A 22,448-nucleotide genomic window follows, 5' to 3' on the forward strand; every position below is an offset into this window, starting at 1 on the left:
GCATCAATTCACTGGTAAAGGTCGGAAAGAGATTTAAAAAATCAGGTAAAAATCGCGCAGGAGTTCACGAAAGTCAGCCGTATAGGTTCGCCCATCCGGTTCGTAAATAGTCAGTGCGTCGTTCTTTACCTGTTGCTGCACCAATGAGAAGCCCGTAATCACCCGGAAAACAGGCTTCGTTGCCTGATGACGTAACGCCAACCGCTGAAACGGGCTTAATCCGTGAGCCTGGGCTAGCTGCCTCAGCTTTCCGGCCTCGTAAGGCGGCAGCAAAACCCACCACTGTCCATCGGTACTTAGCAGTTGAACAACCGCTTCGAGCAAGTCTGAAAACGGCAATTCGTCGGTATGTAATGCTCGATTAACGGCGGCATCAGGAGAGCGGAGGTGGTTGGTGTAGAACGGCGGATTGGTCAGGATGCAGTCGTAGCGCTCGTACGTATCGGAAAGGGCGAAATCCTGTATGCGACTGTGCGTTAGGTGTACCTGAGCCGCGAACGGGCTATTCACTACGTTCTCGACAGCTTGCCTGTAGGCTGATTCATCGACCTCAACGGCATCAACGACTGCCGTCGTGTTTCGCTGTGCCGCCATCAGCGCCAGCAAGCCAGTCCCCGTACCAATATCCAGAATACGGGTTCCGGTTACGTTCGCGTAGGCCCCCAGCACACAGGCATCGGTGCAAACCTTCATGGCCGTGCGATCTTGCTGAATGGTAAATTGCTTGAAGCGAAACACGATCAGATTATTTGCGACCGAAATCAGCCGGATTTTCTCCCCAAACCGTTGTTTCCCACTTCAGTACCGGATTGGCGTACCGATGGGTTTGCAGCCAGCTTTCGGCCCGGTCGAGCAGTTCAAACAGGTCCGCGTTACGTGGCGTTTCTTCCAGCTTCGTGTTGGCTTTCTTTTTCTTCACCCAGCCAATGGCCGTTCTGGAGTCGGAATATACAGGAATGTTGCTGCCTTTCTGGTGAAGCAAAGCGAGGGCATGCACAATCGCCAGAAACTCGCCGATGTTATTTGTGCCATCGAAATAAGGGCCCTTCAGAAACACTTTCTGCTTCGTGGCTAAATAAATGCCCTGATATTCCATATCGCCCGTTGCCGTGTTCCAGGCGGCATCTACTACCAGACTATCTTCGATCGGGTTGCCCACCAGACCCGGAATTTTCTGGCTTGTTGACCCGCCCGCTTTAACCTGGCCGATGTGGAGGTGTGGCTTATCTTTAAAGGCTTTAAGCGCGGCCGCTTTGGTATCAAATGATTTAAACAGGGCGCCATCGAAGCCCGCGGTTTGTTTCTGACACGCTTCCCACGTATCAAACACGCCAGCCTCGCGCCCTCGCCAGACCACATAAAATTTAGGCTTTTTCTGAGCCATATTCACATCAACTTAGTCCTGCAAAAGTAATGACAAGCCGGTGTTTGTTCTGTTCTATTCACTTAAATTATGGTTTACCAGTTGGTACATAAACCAAAGCAGCTCAACTACGTAGTTGAGCTGCTTTGGTTTATGCCTATTTTACTTTTTTCTAATCGTCGTCTTCGTCGTCCTGACTGCTGCCGGGCCAGAATGTGTACAGGAGCAATCCGGCGACGAGTCCCCAGCCGATCGCCCTCGCTACGTTATAGGAGGTTGGCGACGGCATATCGACAATACCATTCTCGTCAGTCACGGCGGGTTGTTTTACGTACCGCCCTTCCGACGGAATCGACATCTCTTCAAAGCTGTGTACCAGCCGGTTTAGCCCTAATTCAAGATCGAGACCGCGCACAGATACACCATGACCCGTTCCGGCAGCGCGTGGATTCAGCGCAGCCAGCTTTTGTACTGACTGTTTCGCGGCCTGCCAGTCGCAGGTAAAATAAGCAGGTGGACCATGAAACTCTTCGCGTTGGGTCGCCACCGCCGAAGCCGCATTCTGATTTGTCGTCACAAAGGCATCGCCGACAATCAGCGTGCGGTCCTTGTCTCGAAATAGCGAAATGTGACCCGGTGCGTGGCCGGGTGTGTGAATAACGCGCCAGTCTGACAATTCCGGAATCGTCCCGTTTTCGGGTAAAGGTTTAACCTTATCTCCGTAATCGTCGGGACCAATCGGGAAGATGAACGAGGTATACGACATCATTCCGCCACCAATGGCCGGATCTGGCGGTGGGTAGCTTGACTTACCCGTCAGGTATGGCATTTCCAACGGATGGGCATACACCGGTACGTCCCATTCTTTCAACAAAGACTTCAGCGAGCCCGTGTGATCGAAGTGTCCATGCGTGAGCACAATGGCCTCAGGCTTCGCATTTGACCCGAATAACTGTTCGGCTTTTTTCTTGATTTGTCCAGTGTAACCCGGCAAACCAGCATCTATCAGTACCCACGGATTACCAGCACCCGGCTGACCAATAAAAAAGACGTTGACAAACAAGGTTTTCAGACCGTGAACGTCGGTTGTTACGTCATAAGGCGACGGTGCACTTGTATCCACCGGTGCATCGAGTTCGAATTGGCTTTCCATATACGTTAAGATTGGTTAGACGTATCAACCCAGCCACTTACTAGATTGTTCAGCCAACTAGTCTACTGACTCCAGCCTACTTAGACTCAACAGGCAGCGGACTGCGAAGGTCGCCTGCACCAGTTGCGGATGTTACCTCTATCGCTACCTCTCTGCAACCTGCCTGACAGCATCATTATACGTAACGGGTACGATTAAAACACGGTGATCAATTATGATTCCGTAGCGGAATGCTCAGTTTATGCGGAACGGTCAGTTCAGCTACTTATCTTCGTCTCGTTAAATAGCTTTTGCTTACTCTACCATCAGCTTCCTTTCAGCCTCAGGCAATCCCGGATGAGAACCTTTTTTCTTACCCTTGTCGGTCTCCTGGCCGTACTCGTACAGGCGTCAGCCCAACCTGCTCAGTCGCCTAACCCTAAGTCCACTTACACAAATCCGGTTATTGCGGGCGATTTTGCCGATCCTTCCGTCATTCGGGTCGGCGATACCTACTTCGCCGTTGGAACCTCTTCGGAGTGGGCACCAGCATATCCTATTTACACCTCAAAAGACCTCGTGAACTGGAGCTATGCTGGACCTGTGTTTAACGAACTGCCGCAGTGGACAATGGGCAGCTATTGGGCTCCGGAGCTGTTCTACCGGAATGAGACGTACTACGTGTATTACACGGCTCGGCGAAAAACCGACCAGCGTTCGTTTATCGGCGTTGCTACGAGCCGCGACCTGACGAAAGGGTTTACCGACCACGGCTTGTTACTGGAATGGACCAGCGAAGCGATTGATCCGTTTATCATTGACGAGGCCGGCAAACTCTTCATTACCTGGAAAGCCTACGGCCTGGATAAAGGCAGGTCCATTGAACTTCTGGGTGCTGAACTATCGGCCGACGGACTCAAGGTTACTGGTCAGGCGTTTACCCTCATCAAGGCGGATGCAAACAATTGGGAGAAGGGAGGAGCCGAAGGGCAAGCGATTTTTAAACGAGGAGACTACTACTATATGCTCTATTCGGGCAACGCCTGTTGCGGAGCGCAATGTAACTATCAGGTTGGCGTAGCCCGCGCCCAGACCCTACGCGGCCCCTGGGAGAAATACGCTAACAATCCGTTATTGGTCAGTGACGACGCCTGGAAATGTCCCGGACACGGAACTGTTGTGCTAACGCCCAATCAGCGCTACTTCTACCTGCACCACGCCTACAATGGCGTCGATTTTACCTCTACCGGCCGTCAGGGCGTGCTGAGTGAGTTGATCTGGGATGACAAAAGCCAATGGCCCGCTTTTCGGTATGGGCACGCAACGCCTACCCAGGCAGCGTCACCGCTTCAGGCGATTCAGAAGCGTCAATCAGACCTATCGGTTAAGTTTAGCCAGGCTCCGACTGACGTTCCCTGGGTCTGGGATGTGAGTCTTTCTAAGCCAGCCTATAGCGTTAAGCAGGGTCAGTTGCAACTGGTCAACAAGGGCTCAGGTCAGGCAGGCACTTTTCTGGGCCTCGTCATCAAGAAAGGAACCTATACCCTATCGGCCGACATCATTCCCCAGGCCGATTTACGCCAAAGTGTGTGCCTGTATGGTGATGCGCAGAACCAGTTAGGACTCGGCATTGGGCAGGGATCGCTTGAACTCTGGCAGATTAAGGCGGGAACACGTAACGTTCTAAAGGCACAGTCAATACCGGAAGGTACCGCTTCGGTTACGCTGGAAATTCGGAGTCAGAAGGGGCAGTTTTATGAATTCGGCTGGCGCACCAAAGCAGGTGATTACACCCGAATAACCGATGTAGCGTTAGATGGCTCGTTTCTGCCCCGTTGGGACCGGGCACCGCGTGCCGGGATTAATGTCAGTGGCAAAGATCAGGCGAGTAGCCGGGTTCGTGCACTGTCGATCCACTATGACGAGTCCTGAGCTGGTTCGCCAGCCCTATGTGCCAATAGCTGTTCACAATTTACGCTACGGTCTGACTGCCTTCCCTTCTTAGTTCTGATATGTAATCGTTTGCCCCTGCGTTAGCAACCGGCGGTGGTAATCGATTTGGCCAAGGTGATAGTTCAGATGGCCCGCCAGGTGTACCAGGAAGTAATGAACAGTCATAGGGTAGCCTAACACCTCATCTGGAAATAGATTCCCCAGTTGATCGTCAGTGAGTTTCTCTAAAGTACTCGTTACCCGCGTCTTCGTTTCCTGTAGTCTGTTTAGCAGGATAGCTCTCGGAATGTGCTTGTCGGAAAACTCGGCGGGGCGGTCCCGTACGTAGCTGATCTTACCCAGGTTATCACCGATGTACGTATTCAGGTTTCCGATCAGGTGCAAACAGAGGTTACCCGCCGAGTTGATGATTCCCGGCCTGATTTCCCAAAGCACACGCTCGTCATTGTAAGCCTCTATCTGTTGCGTCAGACGACTTAAATCCCGCGCATACAGCGTCACGAACGATTGGCTTAGCGACTTAAAATCTGTTTCCATCTTACTACGCCTGTTCTTCCCAAACCTGTACGAGATTGACAATGACGTCAACCGCTTTCTGCATATCCTGTACCGACACCCATTCTAACCGGGAATGAAACGCGTGTTCACCCGCGAAGATATTTGGGCACGGCAGCCCCATAAACGATAGTCTTGACCCATCCGTACCACCCCGAATGCTACGTCGTTCGGCCGATAAACCCGTGCGCCGGATGGCCTCCAGCGCGTTTTCAACCACAGCCGGGTGCTGATCAAGCACTTCTTTCATGTTGCGGTACTGCTCCTTTACCACAAACTGGGCCGACGAGCCAGCGTAGTGGACTAATACCTGGTCGAGCTTGCCTTTCAGGTAATCTTCTTTCTCATGGAGTCCCGCTTCGTTGAAATCACGGATGATAAATTCCACAACGGCCGTATCCTGATTTCCTTCGAATCGGGTTGGATGCACAAAGCCTTCTTTGGCTTCGGTCGTTTCGGGAGAGAGCGTGTCCTTGGGCAGTGCGGCTAACAGACCGGCGGCAATTTTCAGGGCGTTTTCGAGTCTGCCTTTGGCAAAGCCGGGGTGTGTACTCACGCCCTGAATGGTAATGGTTACCGCATCGGCCGAGAACGTTTCATCTTCCAGCGTCCCCAGGGCTTCACCGTCGATGGTATAACCAAAATCAGCCCCCAGTTTTTGAATATCTACCTTCTCCGTCCCCCGGCCAACCTCTTCGTCGGGCGTAAACAGCAGGCGAATCCGACCGTGTTTTACGTCGGGATGCGTCAGTAAGTAATGGGCGGCATCCATGATTTCGGCAACGCCCGCCTTATTGTCGGCCCCGAGCAACGTAATGCCACTGGCCGTAATGATGTCATTGCCGATCTGCTGCTTCAAATCCGGATGGTCAGCTATTCGGATCACCTGGGCCGAATCGTCGGGCAACACAATGTCAGAGCCATTCCAGTTGCGGTGAATAATGGGCTTTACCCCCGCCCCCGTTACGTCAGGCGAAGTATCTACGTGCGAGCAGAAGCAGATCGTCTGCACATTTGCCTTATCGGTATTCGCTGGAATAGTAGCGTATACGTAACCCCATTCGTCAAGTTCGGCATCGGCAATGCCCATTTGCAGCAGTTCCTGCACCAAAACGCGGCTCAGGTCTTTCTGTTTCTCGGTGCTCGGATTCGCCGTTGACTGCGGGTCCGACTGCGTGTCGATCTGCACGTAACGCAGAAACCGGTCAACGACAGTATATTGGTAGTTGTTCATGGTCATTAACGGCCTTCTATAATTGCCTTTAGATCAGCGGGTGAATAGTTTACGCTTTTCAGGGTTTTGTGATCGGCGTCGCGATACACCAGGAATTTGCCGTCCGACTCAACGTAATGGCAGTCTACCCCCTTCGCCTGGTATTGCGCTACGGTGGCCTCCGCTTCTTCGACGGTCAGGCAGGCTTTGCTCATGTTGGAGCGCTGAACTTCATCGAATAACGCCTTGAATTTGTCGCCCAGACCAAACTCCAGCACCGCGCCCGACAGTACGTATTGTAAATCGCAGAGGGCATCCGCAACGGCTACAATATCGCCCTCAGCAATAGCATCGCGAAATTCATCGAGTTCTTCCGCCAGCAACGACACCCGCAGTTGGGCTCTGGCCGGTGGTGGGACCTGAGGTGTCTCTAAGATTGGTGCATGACAGGTACGGTGGAACTCCGCCACCTGGTTCAAAGAATCCGGTTGCTGCATGGTCAGGTTCTGTTAATTCGGGAGATGCTTATGCCCGCAAAAATAAGCCCACAACCCAGACCAACAGAATCTGTCAGGGAATAAAGGTGATTTTAGGATTCTTCAGGCACTTCATCGCCTGCTCCAGGCCGTTGAGTGTTAACGGGAACATGCGATTACCCGACCATTCACGAATGAGTTGAGTGCTGTGCGTGTATGTCCAATACGCGGCTATATTGGGATTTAGCCAGACTATGTGCGGATACTGCGCTTTAAAGCGATCGAGCCAGACGATTCCTGCTTCTTCATTGTAGTGCTCAACGCTGCCCTTAGCCATCGTAATCTCGTAAGACGCCATGGCGGCATCGCCCACAAAAATCACTTTGTACTCTTTATTGTACTTGTGCAGCACCTCCCAGGTTGGTACACGCTCCCGTCTGCGCGAGTTGTCTTTCCATAATGTTTCGTAAACGCAGTTATGAAAATACATGAACTCAAGGTGCTTAAACTGGTAGCGAGCCGCCGAGAACAAATGCGAGCAGAGTTCAATGTGTTCGTTCATCGACCCGCCCACATCAAACAGCATCAGCACTTTCACCCGATTCTGGCGGGAGGGCTGCATTTTTATGTCCAGATACCCCGCATTGCGACTTGTGCTGTCGATGGTTTTATCGATATCCAGCTCGTCTTCGGTTCCTTCGCGGGTTAAGATGCGGAGCCGACGCAACGCCATTTTCAGATTGCGGGTATTCAGCTCAATGTTGTCGTCAAGGTTCTTGTACGCGCGTTGTTCCCAGATTTTAGCGGCAGAACGATTCCCGCGCGATCTTCCGTTTTCATCCGGATTCATAGTAAATCCTTCGGGCGGGCCTTGTTTGCCATTGGTGCCAAACGGCGACGTACCTTCCGGACCAATCCACCGGTTACCGCCTTCGTGACGATCGTCCTGCTGATCGAGCAGTTCACGCAGTTGCTGCCAGAGTGTGTCTAAGCCGCCCGTTGGTCCGAAAGCCGCCCGTTCTTCTTCCGTTAACTGACTGTCGAGGGCATCCCGCAGCCAGTCGGGCGGTACGCTAGGTAAACTGTCGGGAGGGGTTGACTGCTTGTCCGATACGTATTCGCCGAATAACCGGTCGAACAGATCGAGGTGCTGCTCATGCTTAACAAGAGCCGTCTTGCTCAGGTAATAAAAATCCTCGACACTCGTGCCGCCTACATTGCTCCGCAGAGCCGACAACAAGTTCAGGTACTCCGGCAACGTAACGGGCAAAGCATGTTGCCGTAAAAGCAGAAAGAAGTCGAGAAACATGAGCAATAACGAATAAGAAGCTAACCCAAAGTAAAGAGCTTCTTATCGGGATAACAATGCTTTCGCCGTTTCGTTAGCGCTTAACTGAGGTACGCTGATTTTTGAAGCGACCTCCACCTTACTACTAATTGCTGACGCCTAGTCCTTCGACTCGACCCAGGGAACCGGCAACAGATTACCCGCCGAACGTTCGGCAATTTCCTGAGCAGTCGTCCCTTTTAGCGCAGCCAGCCCGTCGTTCATGGGCGTGTTGACACCGGTGAGATGAATCGAATTAACCCGATTGCCATACGGAACCCGTTCGATGGCCAACGACTTTGTAAACAATACGTAACGGGGCCTCTTCCTCCACGTTACCTTGCCTTAATCAATGCCCCTTAATACGGCCGACCGCCTTTCCGACGTAAGGCGGTCATCAGGTCGGTATCCTGTTCGTTTTTGAGTAGAGAGCCAAGGTAAGGCGGGAGTTCATTCAGCGCGTCAAGGTCGCTTAAATCGTCGTGGGTTACTCCGGCCGCCAGCAGCAGACGTACCCAATCGATGAGCTCACTCGTCGACGGCTTCTTTTTCAGGGCCTTTACGTCCCGAATGTTGTAAAAGACCGACATCGCTTTCACCATCAGTTCCTGCGGCAGATTGGGGAAGTGAACCGTTACAATCTGCTGCATCGTCTCCCGATCGGGGAAGCGGATGAAATGAAAAAAGCACCGACGCAAAAACGCATCGGGCAGTTCCTTTTCGTTATTTGAGGTAATGATTACGACGGGCCGGTACTTTGCCGAAATTGTTTGCTGCAACTCGTAGCAGTAGAACTCCATCCGATCGAGTTCCTGCAATAAGTCATTGGGAAACTCGATATCGGCTTTGTCGATTTCATCAATCAACAAAACGGCCTGCTCTTCCGACTCAAAAGCCTCCCACAGCTTACCTTTCCTGATGTAATTGGCCAGATCGTTAATCCGTCCGTTGCCAACGCCCAGCTGCGAATCCCGCAATCGGGAAACGGCATCGTACTCATACAAACCCTGATGTGCCGAGGTTGTCGATTTAACGTGCCAGGTAAACAACGGTTTACCGAGTGCCTGCGCAATCTCATACCCTAAAAGAGTCTTACCCGTGCCTGGCTCACCCTTGATGAGTAAGGGCTTTTGAAGTTGAATGGCCGCGTTAACGGCCAGGCTCAACTCACGGGTGGCAACGTAGGTGGCGGTGCCCGAAAATAGAGTCATTCGTAATCATGGATAGTCACCCGCAGCCGTCAATGGCAAGTAGTACAAAGATTGACACTTAATGACTATCCATGACTACGAATGACAGGGTTTATTCTTCGCTTTCGCTGGTGAACGAATACAGCGTATTGTCCAGCGATAAAGCGTTGGCGTTGAAGCTCCGGATGAAATTTTCGATAACCTCGTCGTTGATTTCTTCTACGTGCAGACACACATCCAGCGCGATACCATAGTCCGACTGTGTATCCACTTCAACGTGTTCCTGCACCTTAACCGTTTCGGTTTCTTCGATCTCTTCGATGATTTCGGTCAAAGCGGTTTCGGCCTCTTCTTCCATCTCGGGCGCAATTTTGTAACCGGGCTGCCGATCTTCGGGCGGAACGTACTCCGGATACGTTTTGCGGACCTGCTCAACCGCCATCTCATAGACAAGGCTACTGTGGTGCAGCCGGAGGGTATAGACCAGCGTATCGAAGATGACTTCTTCGCCCTGATAATGCCCAGGAAACTGAATATGAACGCATTCGCCTGACTCCAGTACGTCCAGGTCGTCGTCTTCGACGTAAATAAACGACTTACCCTCCTGCTGACACTCTTCTTTGAGCGCGTTTATTTCTTCCGGGTCATAGCCCTCGTTTCTGTAATTTGCCATACAGCAAAAGTAATGGATATTCCGCTAGGAAGAACGAATAATGAGCCTACGCCGTCGGGGACTGCGCAGACTTTTCCCCGATCAGCCATTTGTTCAGTACGGCCTCCGCCAGATCAACGGCTGCCTCTACGGGCCGCATATCAACTTGGGCCAACGTATCATCGGGCTGGTGAATGCGCGGCATCTGCCCGTCGGTATCCAGCGCACACAAAGCCAGTACGGGCACGCGGGAGCGAACGAACCAGACACTGTCAAAATCAGCCGTGTGCCACTGACCAACCTTTACTCGTCCTGAAAAAGCCTCGGTTCTTACCAGCGACTTTGCCAATCGGGTTGGCTCGTTATCGTATTTTATCACCTCCACCGTTCCTGTCTGTTCTACAATGGTCAGTTGGCCTGCGCCGAGCGTATCGAAATTGACGGCCATCATTTGGTTGCGGTTCCACTCCTTTTTATGCCTCTGAACGTAGTAATAAGCGCCAATCATACCCGCTTCTTCGGCGCTGGTCAGCACCACTTCTACGTCGAGGTCGGGCTGATGACGCAGTCGATCGGCGGTGGCTAACGCAGCCGTAACGCCCGTCGCATTGTCACTAGCCCCATTGGTATACCCACTCAGCCAGTAGCCAGCCGTACCGGTAATCGCCTGCACGACGAAATACGCCATTAGGCCGTAGCGTAAATACGTCGTATACGGTAGCGCGGCCCCGAAGGCTTCGAACGTAGCAGCCATCGCGGCCATTGCCATCAGACCAAGCGATACAATCAGCGATGTCTGGAACGACGCCTGCCGTTTCGGTCCGTACAGTAGGGAAATCGGCGCGGTATCGTAATGCGCCATCAGGATCACTTTCCGTACCCCCTCTCCCGCTTTGCTCGGTGGCCAGCGCCCGACAACATTGTAGGCCGTGTGCTGAATGGGAAACCGGGTCGCAAACGAGTACTGCCAGTTGAAGTACCGCCAGGCCATGTACGCGAAGTACCAGACCAGCCCGATGGCCACTCCGGTCACGGGCACCAGAGCAAGTCCCGACAGCAAGCCGCCGAGCAGCCAATAAACAACCGTTACGTATGTCTTTGGCGTCTGAAAGGCTTCCGTATGAACGGTGGCGCCCAAGTCAGTCAGGTATGTTTGCAGAAGCCGGGCAGCCTCGCGTTCCTGAGACGTGGCCGCTCCCCGGTGCGGTAACCGACACAGATCACGCAGGAAAACATCGGGAGCGAACATCAGGAGTTAATGGATTTAGCCTAGGCAGTTAGTACTCAGGTATCAGACTTTTGCTAAAGGAGCGATTAAGAATCGGCACCGTCTGGCCAGACGGTGCCGATTGAATTTACTTGATAAACAGCAGTTCACGGTATTTGATCAACGGCCAGTCTTCGTCATCAACGATCTGCTCAAGTTTATCTACTTCGTAACGAATCGTATCGAAATGATTTTTCACCTCCGTAGAATAGAGTCTGGCGCGTTCGACCGTATCCGGTACGTTATTGGCTTTCTTCCGCGCTTCGATCATCGATTCGGTTTGCTTTTTAATGACAACAACGCGGCTGGAGATTTCGCGCAGCAAATCCTTGATCGGTTCGGCTTCGGCGGCCATACCCAGTTCCATGAGATTGCGTGCAGTTTCGGCCAGTTTGTTCTGATACTTCAGCGCCGTCGAGACAACGTGATTCATCGCCAGATCACCCATAACCCGCGATTCAATCTGCACGTTCTTGATGTATTTTTCGAGTTCGATCTCGTAGCGTGACTCCATTTCGGCATGGTTCATAACCCCGGTACGTTCAAAAAGCGCCAGCGATTCGGGCTGCACAAACACGGCCAAAGCATCCGGCGACGATTTGATGTTCGCTAATCCCCGCCGGGCGGCCTCTTCGACCCACTCGTCGGAATAGCCGTTTCCTTCGAACAGGATTCGCTTCGTATTCGCGTAGTATTCCTTCAGGATGTCGACAATGGCGAGTTCTTTCTTTTCGCCCCTGGCCAGTCGGCTGTCCAGCTCGGTTTTGAATTGATTAAGCTGATCCGCGACAATCACGTTGAGTACGGTCATCGTTGAGGCCGAATTGGCAGAGCTACCCACCGCCCGGAACTCGAACTTGTTGCCCGTAAACGCGAAAGGCGACGTCCGGTTACGGTCTGTATTGTCGCGCATCAGGTTCGGAATTCGGTTCAGGCCCAGTTTGTAATAAACGTTATCGCCTTTATTCAGCGAAATCTCATTTTTAGTTTCCAGATCCTCAAGCGCCCGGGTCAGGGTTTCACCCAAGAAGATCGACATGATGGCGGGTGGCGCTTCGTTGGCCCCCAGCCGATGTTCGTTACCAGCTGAGGCAATACTGGCTCGCAATAAATCGGCGTGATCATGAACCGCTTTAATCACATTGACCAGAAACGTCAGAAAGCGCAGAATCTCCTTAGGTTTGGATGTCGGTGCCAGCAGATTGACGCCCGTATTGGTCCCCAGCGACCAGTTGTTGTGCTTCCCGCTCCCGTTAATGCCGGCAAACGGTTTCTCGTGGAAAAGCACTTTAAGGTTATGTTTTTCGGCAATCTTATCCATCAGATCCATCAGCAGGGCGTTGTGGTCGATGGCCAGATTCACTTCTTCAAAAGTCGGTGCTACCTCAAACTGGCCAGGTGCCACCTCATTGTGCCGGGTCCGCACGGGCATGCCCAACTTCATGGACTCAAACTCAAAATCGACCATAAAGGCATTGATGCGGGGCGGAATTGAGCCAAAATAGTGATCTTCCAGTTGTTGGCCCCGTGCGGGTGAGTGCCCAAACACCGTCCGACCGGCCAGAACCAGATCAGGGCGGGCGTAAAATAAAGAACGATCAACCACAAAGTACTCCTGTTCAGTCCCCAGGGTAGGCGTAACTTTAGAGATGTTCCGGTCAAAATACTGGCAAACGGCCGTGGCCGCTTTGTCGATCGCATTCAGGGCCTTAAGTAAAGGCGTTTTATAATCCAGCGCTTCGCCTGTATAGGAAATAAAGACGGAGGGAATACAGAGCGTTTTACCACCGGCTCCGTTATCCATCAAAAAGGCGGGTGATGAAGGGTCCCACCCGGTATAGCCCCTGGCTTCAAATGTATTCCGTAGCCCACCGCTTGGAAACGAAGATGCGTCGGGCTCCTGCTGGACCAGCGCGCTCCCTTTAAATTTCTCGATGGCTTTTCCATCGACGGTTACGTCGAAGAAAGCGTCGTGCTTTTCGGCGGTTTCGCCCGTTAGCGGCTGAAACCAGTGGGTGTAGTGCGTGGCTCCCCTCGACGTCGCCCACGACTTCATGGCACCTGCGACTTCGTCGGCGATGGTGCGGTCGATGGCTCCGTTGGTTTGAATAGCCTCCGTCACTTTCAGGTACGCTTCGGGGGATAGCAGCGTCCGCATGACTTCGTTGTTGAATGTATTGCTGCCGAAGAAATCGCCAACGCGCTCGGTAGGAGCCGCGACCGGTATTGCGTGACGACTCTGTGCAATTTCCAGCGCCTTAAACCGGAAGTTAGACATGGTACGGTTGGGGTGTTTTTTTAGTTAAAAATTAACCAAACATACACGCCATTGGGCCAGATTACAACGACATAGCAAAAAAAGCCTGACCAGTACGTACTGGTCAGGCTTTTGAACAATGTGTAGTTTACACTACGTCAATATATGACTAGGCTGTCTCCAGCACATTTGCCGATTTTACAGTCTTGATGATGCAGGCAGCTACTTTGTATGGATCAGCCGCCGAGTTCGGACGACGATCTTCCAGCCAGCCTTTCCAGCCGCGCTCTACCGTAGCGATTGGGATACGGATCGACGCGCCCCGGTCAGAGACACCGTATGAGAACTGGTCAATGGACTGAGTCTCGTGCTTACCGGTCAGGCGCATTTCGTTATCGGCACCATAAACGGCGATATGAGCCTTGATAACCTCAGCCGGCGAGAACGCCTGGCAGATCGTATCGTAGGTTTCTTTGTTTCCGGCTGTACGCAATACAGAATTTGAGAAGTTCGCGTGCATACCTGAGCCGTTCCAGTCGGTTGCGCCTAGTGGCTTGCAATGCCAGTTGATCGAAATACCGTATTTCTCACCGATACGTTCCAGAATGTACCGGGCGACCCAAATCTGATCACCGGCATCTTTAGCACCTTTTGCGAAAATCTGAAACTCCCACTGACCAGTTGCGACTTCAGCATTGATCCCTTCAACGTTCAAACCCGCATCCAGGCAAGCGTCGAGGTGTTCTTCAACGATCGAGCGCCCAAAGGCATTCTGCGCACCAACTGAGCAGTAGTACGGCCCCTGCGGACGGCTTGGGAAGCCTTCGGCGGGGAAGCCCAGTGGTTTGTCGATGGCCATGTCCCACAGAAAATACTCCTGCTCGAAACCAAACCAGAAATCGTCGTCATCGTCTTCAATCGTGGCGCGGCCATTCGATTCGTGCGCGGTACCGTCGGCGTTCAATACTTCGCACATAACGAGGTAACCGTTCTTACGCTGCGGGTCAGGGCAAATAAAGACGGGTTTCAACAAGCAATCGGAGGAACCGCCGAGGGCCTGCTCAGTCGATGAACCGTCAAATGACCACAGTGGGCAGTCTTCGAGCTTACCCGAGAAGTCACCTTCAATTTTTGTTTTGGAACGTAGACTTTGGGTGGGCTTGTAGCCATCGAGCCAAATGTACTCTAACTTCGCCTTTGCCATGATGTACAGGTGGATTTAATTGATACGGGTTTTGTTACGATACTTTTAGCAAATATAGCAGGCACAAACAATTAAATACATCTGCCACTTTATGATTTAACCGTATTTTTTATCGGTTTTGTGGAAATATTATAATTAAAATTCGCTTAGTACAGAAAAAGTCCATATTAGACAGGATAAAATAGTTACTCTGTGATTTAACTACTTTTCTAACCAAACTTGCTTATTTACTGCTAACAGGTATCTTTTTTGGATATAATAAGACAAAAAATAGAATTTACGTAAAAATCAGGATTTATTAAAATTTGGCACGATGACAACTAAATGGATATCTGTTTTGTGTGCTACCCAGGATTATAACGACTAAATTAGGTTAAGCTCCAGACCATTTTGTCTATGTATTATAGATGGTCAGCGAGTAAACTAGATACTTTTGATGACGACGGGGCATCCACGCAGACTCTATAGATCAACGGAACCCACCCCGTCGTTTTTTTGTAACTTTGTGGGATAGATTACTGACTGTGAAAAAAGTAGCGTTTTATACACTCGGCTGCAAACTCAACTTTTCTGAAACCTCAACGCTGGCCCGCCTGATGGAACAGCAGGGGTATCAACGGGTTGAGTTTAGCCAACAGCCTGATATATTTATTATCAATACGTGCTCGGTGACGGACAACGCCGACAAGAAATGCCGCAAAATTGTTCGGGAAGCACAGAAGATCAATCCGGATGGGTACGTGGCAATTCTGGGCTGTTACGCACAGTTAAAACCAACCGAAATTGCCGAAATTCCGGGGGTGGATGCGGTGCTGGGAGCCGCCGAAAAATTCCGGTTGCACGAACTTCTCCCAACGTTTGAGAAAGTGAGTGCCGGCGAACGCGCTCAGGTTTTCAATTCTCCTATCGAACACGCCATTGAATACCACGCTTCGTATTCGCTCAATGACCGTACCCGTACGTTTCTGAAGGTACAGGACGGCTGCGATTATCCATGCGCCTATTGCACCATTCCGCTGGCGCGGGGAAAAAGCCGCTCCGATTCTGTGGAGAACGTAGTGCGGGCCGCCCGCGAGATTGCCGGTCGGGGACGGTCGGCCGGTGCGGTTAAAGAGATTGTGCTTACAGGCGTCAACATCGGTGATTTTGGTCTGGTAGAGGGCGACGGGGGAATAGCGCACCGTCAGGAGACGTTCCTGGACCTGATTCAGGCTTTGGACGAGGTTGAGGGCATCGAGCGGTTCCGGATTTCGAGTATTGAACCCAACCTGCTGACCGACGAGATTATCGCGTTCGTCGCTCAGTCGAAACGGTTTGTTCCCCACTTCCATATTCCGCTCCAGTCGGGCAGTAATCGCGTACTGGGCTTAATGCGCCGTCGGTACAAGCGCGAACTTTATGCCGACCGCGTCGCCAGAATCAAGGGACTGATGCCCAACGCCTGTATTGGTGTTGACGTAATTGTAGGTCACCCCGGCGAAACCGATGAGCTATTTAAGGAAACTTACCTGTTTCTGAACGAACTGCCGATTTCGTACCTGCACGTGTTCACCTATTCGGAACGCCCGAACACAACGGCATTGAGCATCAAACCGGTTGTTCCTGGCTCTGTTCGGGCTGATCGATCGAAAATGTTGCACATCCTGTCCGACAAAAAGCGCCGGGCCTTCTACGATTCACAGTTAGGTTCGCAGGCGACGGTGTTGTTTGAAGAAGACGTTCAGGAGGGGTTGATGCAGGGATTCACCGAAAACTACGTCCGCGTGGTTGCTAAATACGATCCGTTACGTATCAACGAAACTATTCCGGTTCGCCTGGTGGCTGTAAATACCGATGGGTTGATGGAAGTTGAGGAAGTCGAATCCGTTTTTGAACGACATTAATATGTATTAAATAAAAGAGGCCGGTCTGATCAGACCGGCCTCTTTTATTTTTTTTATAGTTAAAAAAGGCAGCTTATGCATACAGGAAACCGCCCCCAAGCGGAAGCGGCTCCACGAGTACAACAAAACCACAGTAAAGCTGCCGGACATTTCGGCCAGACAGGGCCTGTGGCTCTGTTGCTATGTCAAAGGAAAGTTGAGGTATAGTCCACTATCGCTATCAGTAGTGGACTATACGGCAATTCACTACGCTTCGATCAGGAATTCGTCGTGCTGGCTGATGTCCAGACCCGACTTCTCGTCTTCTTCCGATACACGCAGGGGCAGAATCAGATCCGTTACTTTTAGCAGCAGCAGCGACATGCCAAATGCGAAAGCCGACACGGCAATCAGGGCAATCATGTGATTTACGAACAGGCCGGTTTCTCCGAAGGCCAGCCCTTCTACCGTTACTGCCGAGTTAACCCCTTTGCTGGCGAAGATTCCCGTCATAATCATACCGACCATACCGCCCACACCGTGGCAAGGAAACACGTCAAGCGTATCATCCAGCGTAGATTTCGACCGCAGGTGCGCTACGTAGTTCGAGATTATCGAAGAAATGGTTCCGATAAAAATTGAAGTGGGGACAGTAACGAAACCGGCAGCCGGTGTGATGGCAACCAGACCGACTACAGCACCGATACAAAAACCAAGGGCTGAAACTTTCTTGCCTTTAGCTGCATCGAACAAAACCCAGGCTAAACCAGCAGACGCAGCCGCCGTATTGGTCGTAGCGAACGCTGATGCTGCCAGTGGCGAAGCACCTACCGCCGAACCGGCATTAAAACCGAACCAACCGAACCAAAGTAAGCCTGTTCCTAACAAAACGAATGGGATGTTGGCCGGTGGGAAATAGCTTGCTTCGAGATGAGACTTCCGGCGCTTCAGGTAAAGCGCACCTGCCAGAGCGGCCCAACCCGCCGACATGTGCACGACAGTACCGCCGGCGAAATCCAGCACGCCTAATTCAAAAAGAAGCCCTTTTGGATGCCAGGTCATGTGCGCCAGCGGAGCATAAACGAACAAGCTGAACAGGATCATGAACAGGACGTACGACCGGAAGTTGATTCGCTCCGCCATAGATCCCGTAACCAGCGCGGGTGTGATAACGGCAAACTTCAGTTGGAAGAACGCAAACACAACCAGTGGAATGGTAGCCGCAAGTTCCCAGGGCTTACCGTCCAGCACACCTTTAAACATGAAGTGATCCATCGGATTTCCGATAAAGCCACCGATTGACGTCCCGAAGGCAAGACTGAAGCCCACTACTACCCACAGAATACTGATAACGCCCATCGCGATAAAGCTCTGTAGCATCGTCGAGATTACGTTTTTGTTATTGACCATCCCGCCGTAGAAATACGCCAGGCCCGGCGTCATCAACAAGACAAGAGCACTAGCCACGAGCATCCATGCGGTATCGCCGGAGTTGATACCTTCGGTTACGATCTGCGTGGGCACGGAGGGCGAGATTATGGCAGCTACGCTGATAACCAGCAAAATAAGAAGAGGAATGTAGTTGGGCTTTTGCATAATAATTAAGAGGTTTTTGTTGTACTTGATTAATACGGAGAAGTTAGGTTAAGAAACGAAGAAGCGTTGGTTAGAACTTGAAGATGGCTGCCATACCCAGCGTAGCCTGCGATGTCGATAACGACCCGTCGTTCTTTTCAAATTTGTTCGCCGAATACGTATCGATACGGAACTCGGGTTTCAGCAGCACATGACCGTCGGCCGCTGTGATATTGCCAGTGAATGTCAGGGAGTTTACGCTGGCTCCGCTGCCCGATGCGTCGGTTAAGCCCCGTACGCCACTTTTGTTGTCGAATACTTCGTAGCGGGCACCCAGTGCAAACTTGTCGGTGAAGGCATAGTTCGAGTATACCGCAACCCCACCCCAGGTTCTGGCCGAGTTAACTCCCGAAGCCACCTGAAAGCCGCCTTTCTGCGAACCAGTCGCAGCATTCAGTCCCACGAAGAATTTAGAAGTAACCTGATACGTTGTAGCCAGGTCAAACAATGAATAGCTCGCATTGTCATCAACAACACCGTTCGCATCTGGCGATGCTTCGTTGGAAACGATCCCGTTCAGATACACGTTCCAGCCCGATACCGGCGAAATAAAGAACTGACCGATCAGGCCTTTCTTTTTATTGTTGTCATTGAGGTTATCTACGTTGTTAACCACGCCCAGCATCAAAGCAACTCTATCGCTGAAGGCGTATTGCGCTTTCAGACCGATGTGGTAGAACGGACCGTTGTTGAATAAGTTAGAGAGCGAATAATTAAAGTTCACCGGAGCATCGATCACCTCGTAGCCAATGTGCGTTCCGAACTGACCGGCGGTGAATGATAATTTCGACGAAGCTTTCAGGGTAATGTACGCCTGCTTAATCGCCAACGCCGTTGATCCCGATCCTAACGGTCCGATGTTATTTCCGTAGTTCGCTATGTCGGCAAAAGGACCAAACGCTAAATCCATGACGGCATCTACCTTGTCAGAGCTATAAGCCGCTTTCGCCTGGATAAGACCAAGACCAAACTGCCCGGCACGTTGATCGAACGCCCGTGCATTTCCCACTGATTCTCCGCTTAATCCCAGGTTCGACTGGCTTTTGGGGTTATTGAAGTTGCCGAAGTAGTACGTATCCATATACCCCGAAAACGTAAACTTACCCTGAGGTACGGCTTCCGCTGGGGCTGCTGCTTCAGTTGAGGCAACCTTTTTATTCATAGAAATGGCTGTAGAATCCTGCGCTTTCAAGCCTCCTGCTGCAAACAAAGAACCTAGTAGTAAAAATGTTTTTTTCATAGCTTTTATTTGGTCTACAATACAAGGAACCTGTGGTTTGTTCGGGAACAAATTTTGGGATATAATTATTACTATCCAACATACCAGCTTTAAAAACTCTTCATTTTTGCCAGAAAATATTAATTTTGTTTAAAAAATTCTATAAATTAATTTCAAAATACCTTAAAATACCATAAATAAGCTATGTTTATATTATTCTGTCTTATTCAATTTTCTTAGAATTTTATTTGGTTCAAATATTCATCCTTTTGAGAGCAGACAACGTAGATAAATGCAAAAAGCCCGTTCTGTCGACAGAACGGGCTTTTTAGTGCTGAGTAAATCTAGTTTCTACGCTTCAGCGTGTAACCAGGCTTTCTTTGCCAGTAACGTTTCTTCATCTTCTACGTGCTCGGGGTCAGGAACGCAGCAGTCTACGGGGCAAACAGCCGCACACTGTGGTTCTTCGTGGAATCCCATGCACTCAGTACATTTATCACTGACAATATAATAGAATTCGTTCGAAACCGGAGCCTGTGGCGATTTTCCGCTTACGATCGTGCCCTCGCCGAAATCGACTTCGGTCAATTCAGTTCCTCCGCCCCAGGTCCACTCGACACCACCTTCGTAGATGGCCGTGTTAGGGCATTCGGGTTCGCAGGCACCACAGTTGATGCACTCATCGGTGATCATGATTGCCATGAGCAATACGGATTTATAGGCGGTGAAAATTATCTTCTTACTAGGGACAACAAATATAACTATTTAAAGGTTAGCCCCAAACTAATTTTTTATTCCATCCGTTGATGGAGTATTCCATTTGTTTATAACCTACATGCTTCAATCAGAACGCCTGCAAACGTTCGCGGCACTGGGCGACTTCTTACGCTCCGCCGACGCTCAATCCGAATTAACTGATCTTGCCCACCGGGCTCACCTCAAAAATAACTGGTTTACACCCGATAACGTCTTAAAGGCATTAGAGGCTATTGCCGACGAATTCCTAACGGTCGATCATTTAACTGCCTGGGCAGGACACTATCCAGCCGAACCTATCTCGGCTCCCCGTACGGTTGGTGTGGTTATGGCCGGAAATATTCCCGCTGTTGGATTTCATGATCTCTTGTGTGTACTATTAAGCGGCCATAAGTTAATGGCCAAGCTCAGTAGTCAGGATTTTGTATTAATTCATTATTTAATACAAAAATTAAAAGAGATCAATCCGGCAATTGGTGATTACATGGAGGAAGCTGAGCGGCTGAACGCGGCAGATGCCTATATCGCTACGGGCAGTAACAACACCGCCCGTTACTTTGAGTACTACTTTTCAAAAAAACCGCATATTATCCGCAAGAACCGAACATCGGTAGGATTGCTGATGGGTGCCGAGAGCGACGAGGAGTTCCTCAAGCTAGGGCATGACCTCTCTGATTACTATGGTCTGGGATGCCGGAACGTATCGACCTTACTCGTTCCCGAAGACTATGACTTTATTCCGTTGTTGCAAGCGCTGGAACCTCAGGCACAAACGTTCCTGAATAACCACAAGTATCAGAACAACTACGATTATAACAAGTCGATTTATCTCATTAACGCCGTACCGCACCTGGACAACGGCTACCTGCTGCTGACCGAACAGCCGGGGTTAGTCTCTCCCATCTCCGTCGTTTATTACCAAACGTACCGAACTCAGGCGGATGCAACGGCATGGCTCACTGAACGAACCGATCAGATTCAGGTTGTGGCTTCGGCAAAAGCCTGGTATCCGGGCAGCGTAGCGTTTGGCCAAACTCAATCACCAGGATTAATGGATTACCCCGATGGCGTTGACACGATGGCATTTTTATCGCAATTGTAAGTCATCTTTCTTTACAGTTTTAGCTCTGCGAACGTAGCAAAATGCGTTGCTACGTTCGCAGAGCTATTTTTTGGGTATTTAGCGTGAATGACCTGACTTATTTATTACTGAGTGTATCGGACTTCGCCAGCAGTTGAAAATAGTCGCCAAGTGACTTACCGACCGCATCTCTGTAGGTCAGCACCTGCGCCAGCGGAATGCCGGTTTCCTTGCCGGTAGCCACGTAAATACGTTTACCCGGCATTTGTACCTTTTCCGATAAGCCGCTGTACTCGTCGTTGGACCATTCCTGGTCGGGGCTGTATCGTATACGGCCATCGACCTCTACTTTGATTTCGTAGTTTTTGCCGTCCTGCTTGCCCCGGAACACCCGGACAAAGTCTTGCTGATTGCCGTAGACCAAGCCAATAATCTGGGGGAAGCGATCAGCCTCATCCCGGCTGAACTGCCGGTCAATACGTGGCCATTCCCTTTTGAGTAACTCCGCGTAGCGCTCGAAGGCAGCCTCCGTAAACCGTTCCGGCGACAGATACAGCATCGTGCTGGGATGGCGCTGCGGGTCGTCCGGCTCGTTGCTGTACGCCTGGTGGTTTTTATCAATGTACACTCGCCTTGCCTTACCGTATAGATCATCGGCGTAGGGTGGCCCCCAGTCCGTGGTCATGGCGTCGATAACGACCCGCTTCTCTCCATCCAGCTTTATAGCGTAATCAATCCGGTTCGTGCTAAATCCTTTTGTTTCCAGCGACTGGAGCTGGTAAGCCGCCCCTTTGAACGTACCGGCACGGATGGCCTTCCAGTTGTCACAGGACAGCAATCCCAGCAGGAGAAACAGGTTCATGGGCAAACAGCGTTTAAGCATTATAGGTACGTTGGCGGCAACGGGTAAACGATCGAACTAATCTGCACTCCTGTGTGGGCGCTTTTACGCTGCATCATTCATTACTTTCCAGCGTATTGCCTTTCTGAGCGTTGCAAGGCTGACACATCGGCTGGTAATTGGCCAGGGTGTTCCCACCCCCCTTCGAGCGGGGTAAAATATGATCGATCGTCATCAGTCTGAAGTCGGCCGTGAACAAATCGACGTGATGCCCGCCCCCCGGGTCAACCGACGTAATCAGGTGAACCCCTTCGACACCACAACGCACGCAGGCGGTTCCTTTTTTAGCAAATACCTGTAGGCGTCGGTGCGTGCTGTATTTGGTATGCAGCAATTCAAAATCCAGCTCTTTCAATACCCGATTCCCATTTAGAACGGGTGGTAGCTCATTCGTAATCACAATAA

General features: G+C 51.1%; 21 protein-coding genes. 3 read left to right on the forward strand and 18 right to left on the reverse strand.

Annotated elements, in window-relative coordinates; genetic code table 11:
- Positions 1-33 precede the first annotated feature (33 nt).
- The 3 genes from ACYVBJ_RS22880 to ACYVBJ_RS22890 all read right to left on the reverse strand — a co-directional run bounded on the left by ACYVBJ_RS22880 (position 34) and on the right by ACYVBJ_RS22890 (position 2,516).
- A complete protein-coding gene (locus ACYVBJ_RS22880; protein WP_460984620.1) occupies positions 34-738 on the reverse strand; it encodes a tRNA1(Val) (adenine(37)-N6)-methyltransferase in 705 nt (234 codons plus the stop codon).
- A 7-nt stretch (positions 739-745) separates the two neighbouring features.
- Positions 746-1,384 carry a ribonuclease H1 domain-containing protein gene (locus ACYVBJ_RS22885; RefSeq protein ID WP_460984621.1) on the reverse strand — a complete coding sequence of 213 codons (639 nt, stop codon included), beginning with the start codon at positions 1,382-1,384 and terminating at the stop codon, positions 746-748.
- A 151-nt stretch (positions 1,385-1,535) separates the two neighbouring features.
- Complete coding sequence (locus tag ACYVBJ_RS22890; RefSeq protein ID WP_460984622.1) at positions 1,536-2,516, reverse strand: MBL fold metallo-hydrolase; 981 nt, start codon at positions 2,514-2,516, stop codon at positions 1,536-1,538.
- A gap of 336 nt (positions 2,517-2,852) precedes the next feature.
- Here ACYVBJ_RS22890 and ACYVBJ_RS22895 point away from each other — a divergent pair, with 336 nt between their 5' ends.
- Entirely contained in the window at positions 2,853-4,427 is a 1,575-nt protein-coding gene (locus ACYVBJ_RS22895) for a glycoside hydrolase family 43 protein (protein ID WP_460984623.1), read from the forward strand.
- A 69-nt stretch (positions 4,428-4,496) separates the two neighbouring features.
- Here the strand turns inward: ACYVBJ_RS22895 and ACYVBJ_RS22900 are convergent, their stop codons facing one another.
- From ACYVBJ_RS22900 to ACYVBJ_RS22945, 10 genes are all read right to left on the reverse strand, one after another.
- Positions 4,497-4,985: a DinB family protein gene (locus ACYVBJ_RS22900; RefSeq protein ID WP_460984624.1), complete on the reverse strand. Its 489-nt coding sequence runs from the start codon at positions 4,983-4,985 to the stop codon at positions 4,497-4,499.
- A gap of 4 nt (positions 4,986-4,989) precedes the next feature.
- On the reverse strand, positions 4,990-6,237 hold the full coding sequence (gene pepT, locus ACYVBJ_RS22905) for a peptidase T (RefSeq protein WP_460984625.1): 1,248 nt from the start codon (positions 6,235-6,237) through the stop codon (positions 4,990-4,992).
- Between the two features lie 5 nt (positions 6,238-6,242).
- On the reverse strand, positions 6,243-6,713 hold the full coding sequence (locus ACYVBJ_RS22910; RefSeq protein WP_460984626.1) for a pyrophosphohydrolase domain-containing protein: 471 nt from the start codon (positions 6,711-6,713) through the stop codon (positions 6,243-6,245).
- Between the two features lie 73 nt (positions 6,714-6,786).
- Entirely contained in the window at positions 6,787-8,001 is a 1,215-nt protein-coding gene (locus ACYVBJ_RS22915) for a vWA domain-containing protein (protein ID WP_460984627.1), read from the reverse strand.
- Between the two features lie 138 nt (positions 8,002-8,139).
- Positions 8,140-8,313 (reverse strand): hypothetical protein, encoded by a 174-nt coding sequence (locus ACYVBJ_RS22920; RefSeq protein ID WP_460984628.1) that lies wholly within the window; start codon positions 8,311-8,313, stop codon positions 8,140-8,142.
- A 65-nt stretch (positions 8,314-8,378) separates the two neighbouring features.
- A complete protein-coding gene (locus tag ACYVBJ_RS22925; RefSeq protein WP_460984629.1) occupies positions 8,379-9,230 on the reverse strand; it encodes an AAA family ATPase in 852 nt (283 codons plus the stop codon).
- Positions 9,231-9,321: 91 nt separating this feature from the next.
- Complete coding sequence (locus ACYVBJ_RS22930) at positions 9,322-9,882, reverse strand: hypothetical protein (RefSeq protein WP_460975472.1); 561 nt, start codon at positions 9,880-9,882, stop codon at positions 9,322-9,324.
- 46 nt (positions 9,883-9,928) lie between these two features.
- The gene (locus ACYVBJ_RS22935) at positions 9,929-11,110 is read right to left on the reverse strand and encodes a M28 family metallopeptidase (protein ID WP_460984630.1); all 1,182 of its coding nucleotides are present in this window, start codon (positions 11,108-11,110) and stop codon (positions 9,929-9,931) included.
- 106 nt (positions 11,111-11,216) lie between these two features.
- Complete coding sequence (locus ACYVBJ_RS22940; RefSeq protein WP_460984631.1) at positions 11,217-13,406, reverse strand: glutamine synthetase III family protein; 2,190 nt, start codon at positions 13,404-13,406, stop codon at positions 11,217-11,219.
- A 148-nt stretch (positions 13,407-13,554) separates the two neighbouring features.
- Positions 13,555-14,589: a glutamine synthetase beta-grasp domain-containing protein gene (locus tag ACYVBJ_RS22945; RefSeq protein WP_460984632.1), complete on the reverse strand. Its 1,035-nt coding sequence runs from the start codon at positions 14,587-14,589 to the stop codon at positions 13,555-13,557.
- A 524-nt stretch (positions 14,590-15,113) separates the two neighbouring features.
- Here ACYVBJ_RS22945 and mtaB point away from each other — a divergent pair.
- Positions 15,114-16,472, forward strand: a complete 1,359-nt coding sequence (mtaB, locus tag ACYVBJ_RS22950; RefSeq protein WP_460984633.1) for a tRNA (N(6)-L-threonylcarbamoyladenosine(37)-C(2))-methylthiotransferase MtaB — start codon at positions 15,114-15,116, stop codon at positions 16,470-16,472.
- A 246-nt stretch (positions 16,473-16,718) separates the two neighbouring features.
- Here mtaB and ACYVBJ_RS22955 read toward each other — a convergent pair whose 3' ends face one another.
- From ACYVBJ_RS22955 to ACYVBJ_RS22965, 3 genes are all read right to left on the reverse strand, one after another.
- Positions 16,719-18,047 carry an ammonium transporter gene (locus ACYVBJ_RS22955; protein ID WP_460984634.1) on the reverse strand — a complete coding sequence of 443 codons (1,329 nt, stop codon included), beginning with the start codon at positions 18,045-18,047 and terminating at the stop codon, positions 16,719-16,721.
- Positions 18,048-18,117: 70 nt separating this feature from the next.
- On the reverse strand, positions 18,118-19,326 hold the full coding sequence (locus ACYVBJ_RS22960; protein ID WP_460984635.1) for a porin: 1,209 nt from the start codon (positions 19,324-19,326) through the stop codon (positions 18,118-18,120).
- A gap of 330 nt (positions 19,327-19,656) precedes the next feature.
- A complete protein-coding gene (locus tag ACYVBJ_RS22965; RefSeq protein WP_460984636.1) occupies positions 19,657-20,007 on the reverse strand; it encodes a 4Fe-4S dicluster domain-containing protein in 351 nt (116 codons plus the stop codon).
- A gap of 133 nt (positions 20,008-20,140) precedes the next feature.
- Here ACYVBJ_RS22965 and ACYVBJ_RS22970 point away from each other — a divergent pair, with 133 nt between their 5' ends.
- Positions 20,141-21,163 (forward strand): acyl-CoA reductase, encoded by a 1,023-nt coding sequence (locus tag ACYVBJ_RS22970; protein ID WP_460984637.1) that lies wholly within the window; start codon positions 20,141-20,143, stop codon positions 21,161-21,163.
- A 97-nt stretch (positions 21,164-21,260) separates the two neighbouring features.
- On the opposite strand, the gene ACYVBJ_RS22975 is transcribed toward ACYVBJ_RS22970, so the two are convergent.
- Together ACYVBJ_RS22975 and ACYVBJ_RS22980 are read right to left on the reverse strand one after the other, a co-directional pair.
- Positions 21,261-22,004, reverse strand: coding sequence for a hypothetical protein (locus tag ACYVBJ_RS22975; protein ID WP_460984638.1), 744 nt, complete (start codon positions 22,002-22,004; stop codon positions 21,261-21,263).
- Positions 22,005-22,098: 94 nt separating this feature from the next.
- Positions 22,099-22,443 carry an HNH endonuclease gene (locus ACYVBJ_RS22980; RefSeq protein ID WP_460984639.1) on the reverse strand — a complete coding sequence of 115 codons (345 nt, stop codon included), beginning with the start codon at positions 22,441-22,443 and terminating at the stop codon, positions 22,099-22,101.
- Positions 22,444-22,448: the final 5 nt, after the last annotated feature.

Source organism: Spirosoma fluminis, assembly GCF_054778895.1.

What these genes read in the sequence shown, in the direction of transcription:
- ACYVBJ_RS22885 (WP_460984621.1), bottom strand. Translation starts at nt 1,384, where the DNA reads ATGGCTCAGAAAAAGCCTAAATTTTATGTGGTCTGGCGAGGGCGCGAG.
- ACYVBJ_RS22890 (WP_460984622.1), bottom strand. Translation starts at nt 2,516, where the DNA reads ATGGAAAGCCAATTCGAACTCGATGCACCGGTGGATACAAGTGCACCG.
- ACYVBJ_RS22895 (WP_460984623.1), top strand. Translation starts at nt 2,853, where the DNA reads ATGAGAACCTTTTTTCTTACCCTTGTCGGTCTCCTGGCCGTACTCGTA.
- ACYVBJ_RS22900 (WP_460984624.1), bottom strand. Translation starts at nt 4,985, where the DNA reads ATGGAAACAGATTTTAAGTCGCTAAGCCAATCGTTCGTGACGCTGTAT.
- pepT (WP_460984625.1), bottom strand. Translation starts at nt 6,237, where the DNA reads ATGAACAACTACCAATATACTGTCGTTGACCGGTTTCTGCGTTACGTG.
- ACYVBJ_RS22910 (WP_460984626.1), bottom strand. Translation starts at nt 6,713, where the DNA reads ATGCAGCAACCGGATTCTTTGAACCAGGTGGCGGAGTTCCACCGTACC.
- ACYVBJ_RS22915 (WP_460984627.1), bottom strand. Translation starts at nt 8,001, where the DNA reads ATGTTTCTCGACTTCTTTCTGCTTTTACGGCAACATGCTTTGCCCGTT.
- ACYVBJ_RS22925 (WP_460984629.1), bottom strand. Translation starts at nt 9,230, where the DNA reads ATGACTCTATTTTCGGGCACCGCCACCTACGTTGCCACCCGTGAGTTG.
- ACYVBJ_RS22930 (WP_460975472.1), bottom strand. Translation starts at nt 9,882, where the DNA reads ATGGCAAATTACAGAAACGAGGGCTATGACCCGGAAGAAATAAACGCG.
- ACYVBJ_RS22935 (WP_460984630.1), bottom strand. Translation starts at nt 11,110, where the DNA reads ATGTTCGCTCCCGATGTTTTCCTGCGTGATCTGTGTCGGTTACCGCAC.
- ACYVBJ_RS22940 (WP_460984631.1), bottom strand. Translation starts at nt 13,406, where the DNA reads ATGTCTAACTTCCGGTTTAAGGCGCTGGAAATTGCACAGAGTCGTCAC.
- ACYVBJ_RS22945 (WP_460984632.1), bottom strand. Translation starts at nt 14,589, where the DNA reads ATGGCAAAGGCGAAGTTAGAGTACATTTGGCTCGATGGCTACAAGCCC.
- ACYVBJ_RS22955 (WP_460984634.1), bottom strand. Translation starts at nt 18,047, where the DNA reads ATGCAAAAGCCCAACTACATTCCTCTTCTTATTTTGCTGGTTATCAGC.
- ACYVBJ_RS22960 (WP_460984635.1), bottom strand. Translation starts at nt 19,326, where the DNA reads ATGAAAAAAACATTTTTACTACTAGGTTCTTTGTTTGCAGCAGGAGGC.
- ACYVBJ_RS22965 (WP_460984636.1), bottom strand. Translation starts at nt 20,007, where the DNA reads ATGGCAATCATGATCACCGATGAGTGCATCAACTGTGGTGCCTGCGAA.
- ACYVBJ_RS22970 (WP_460984637.1), top strand. Translation starts at nt 20,141, where the DNA reads ATGCTTCAATCAGAACGCCTGCAAACGTTCGCGGCACTGGGCGACTTC.
- ACYVBJ_RS22975 (WP_460984638.1), bottom strand. Translation starts at nt 22,004, where the DNA reads ATGAACCTGTTTCTCCTGCTGGGATTGCTGTCCTGTGACAACTGGAAG.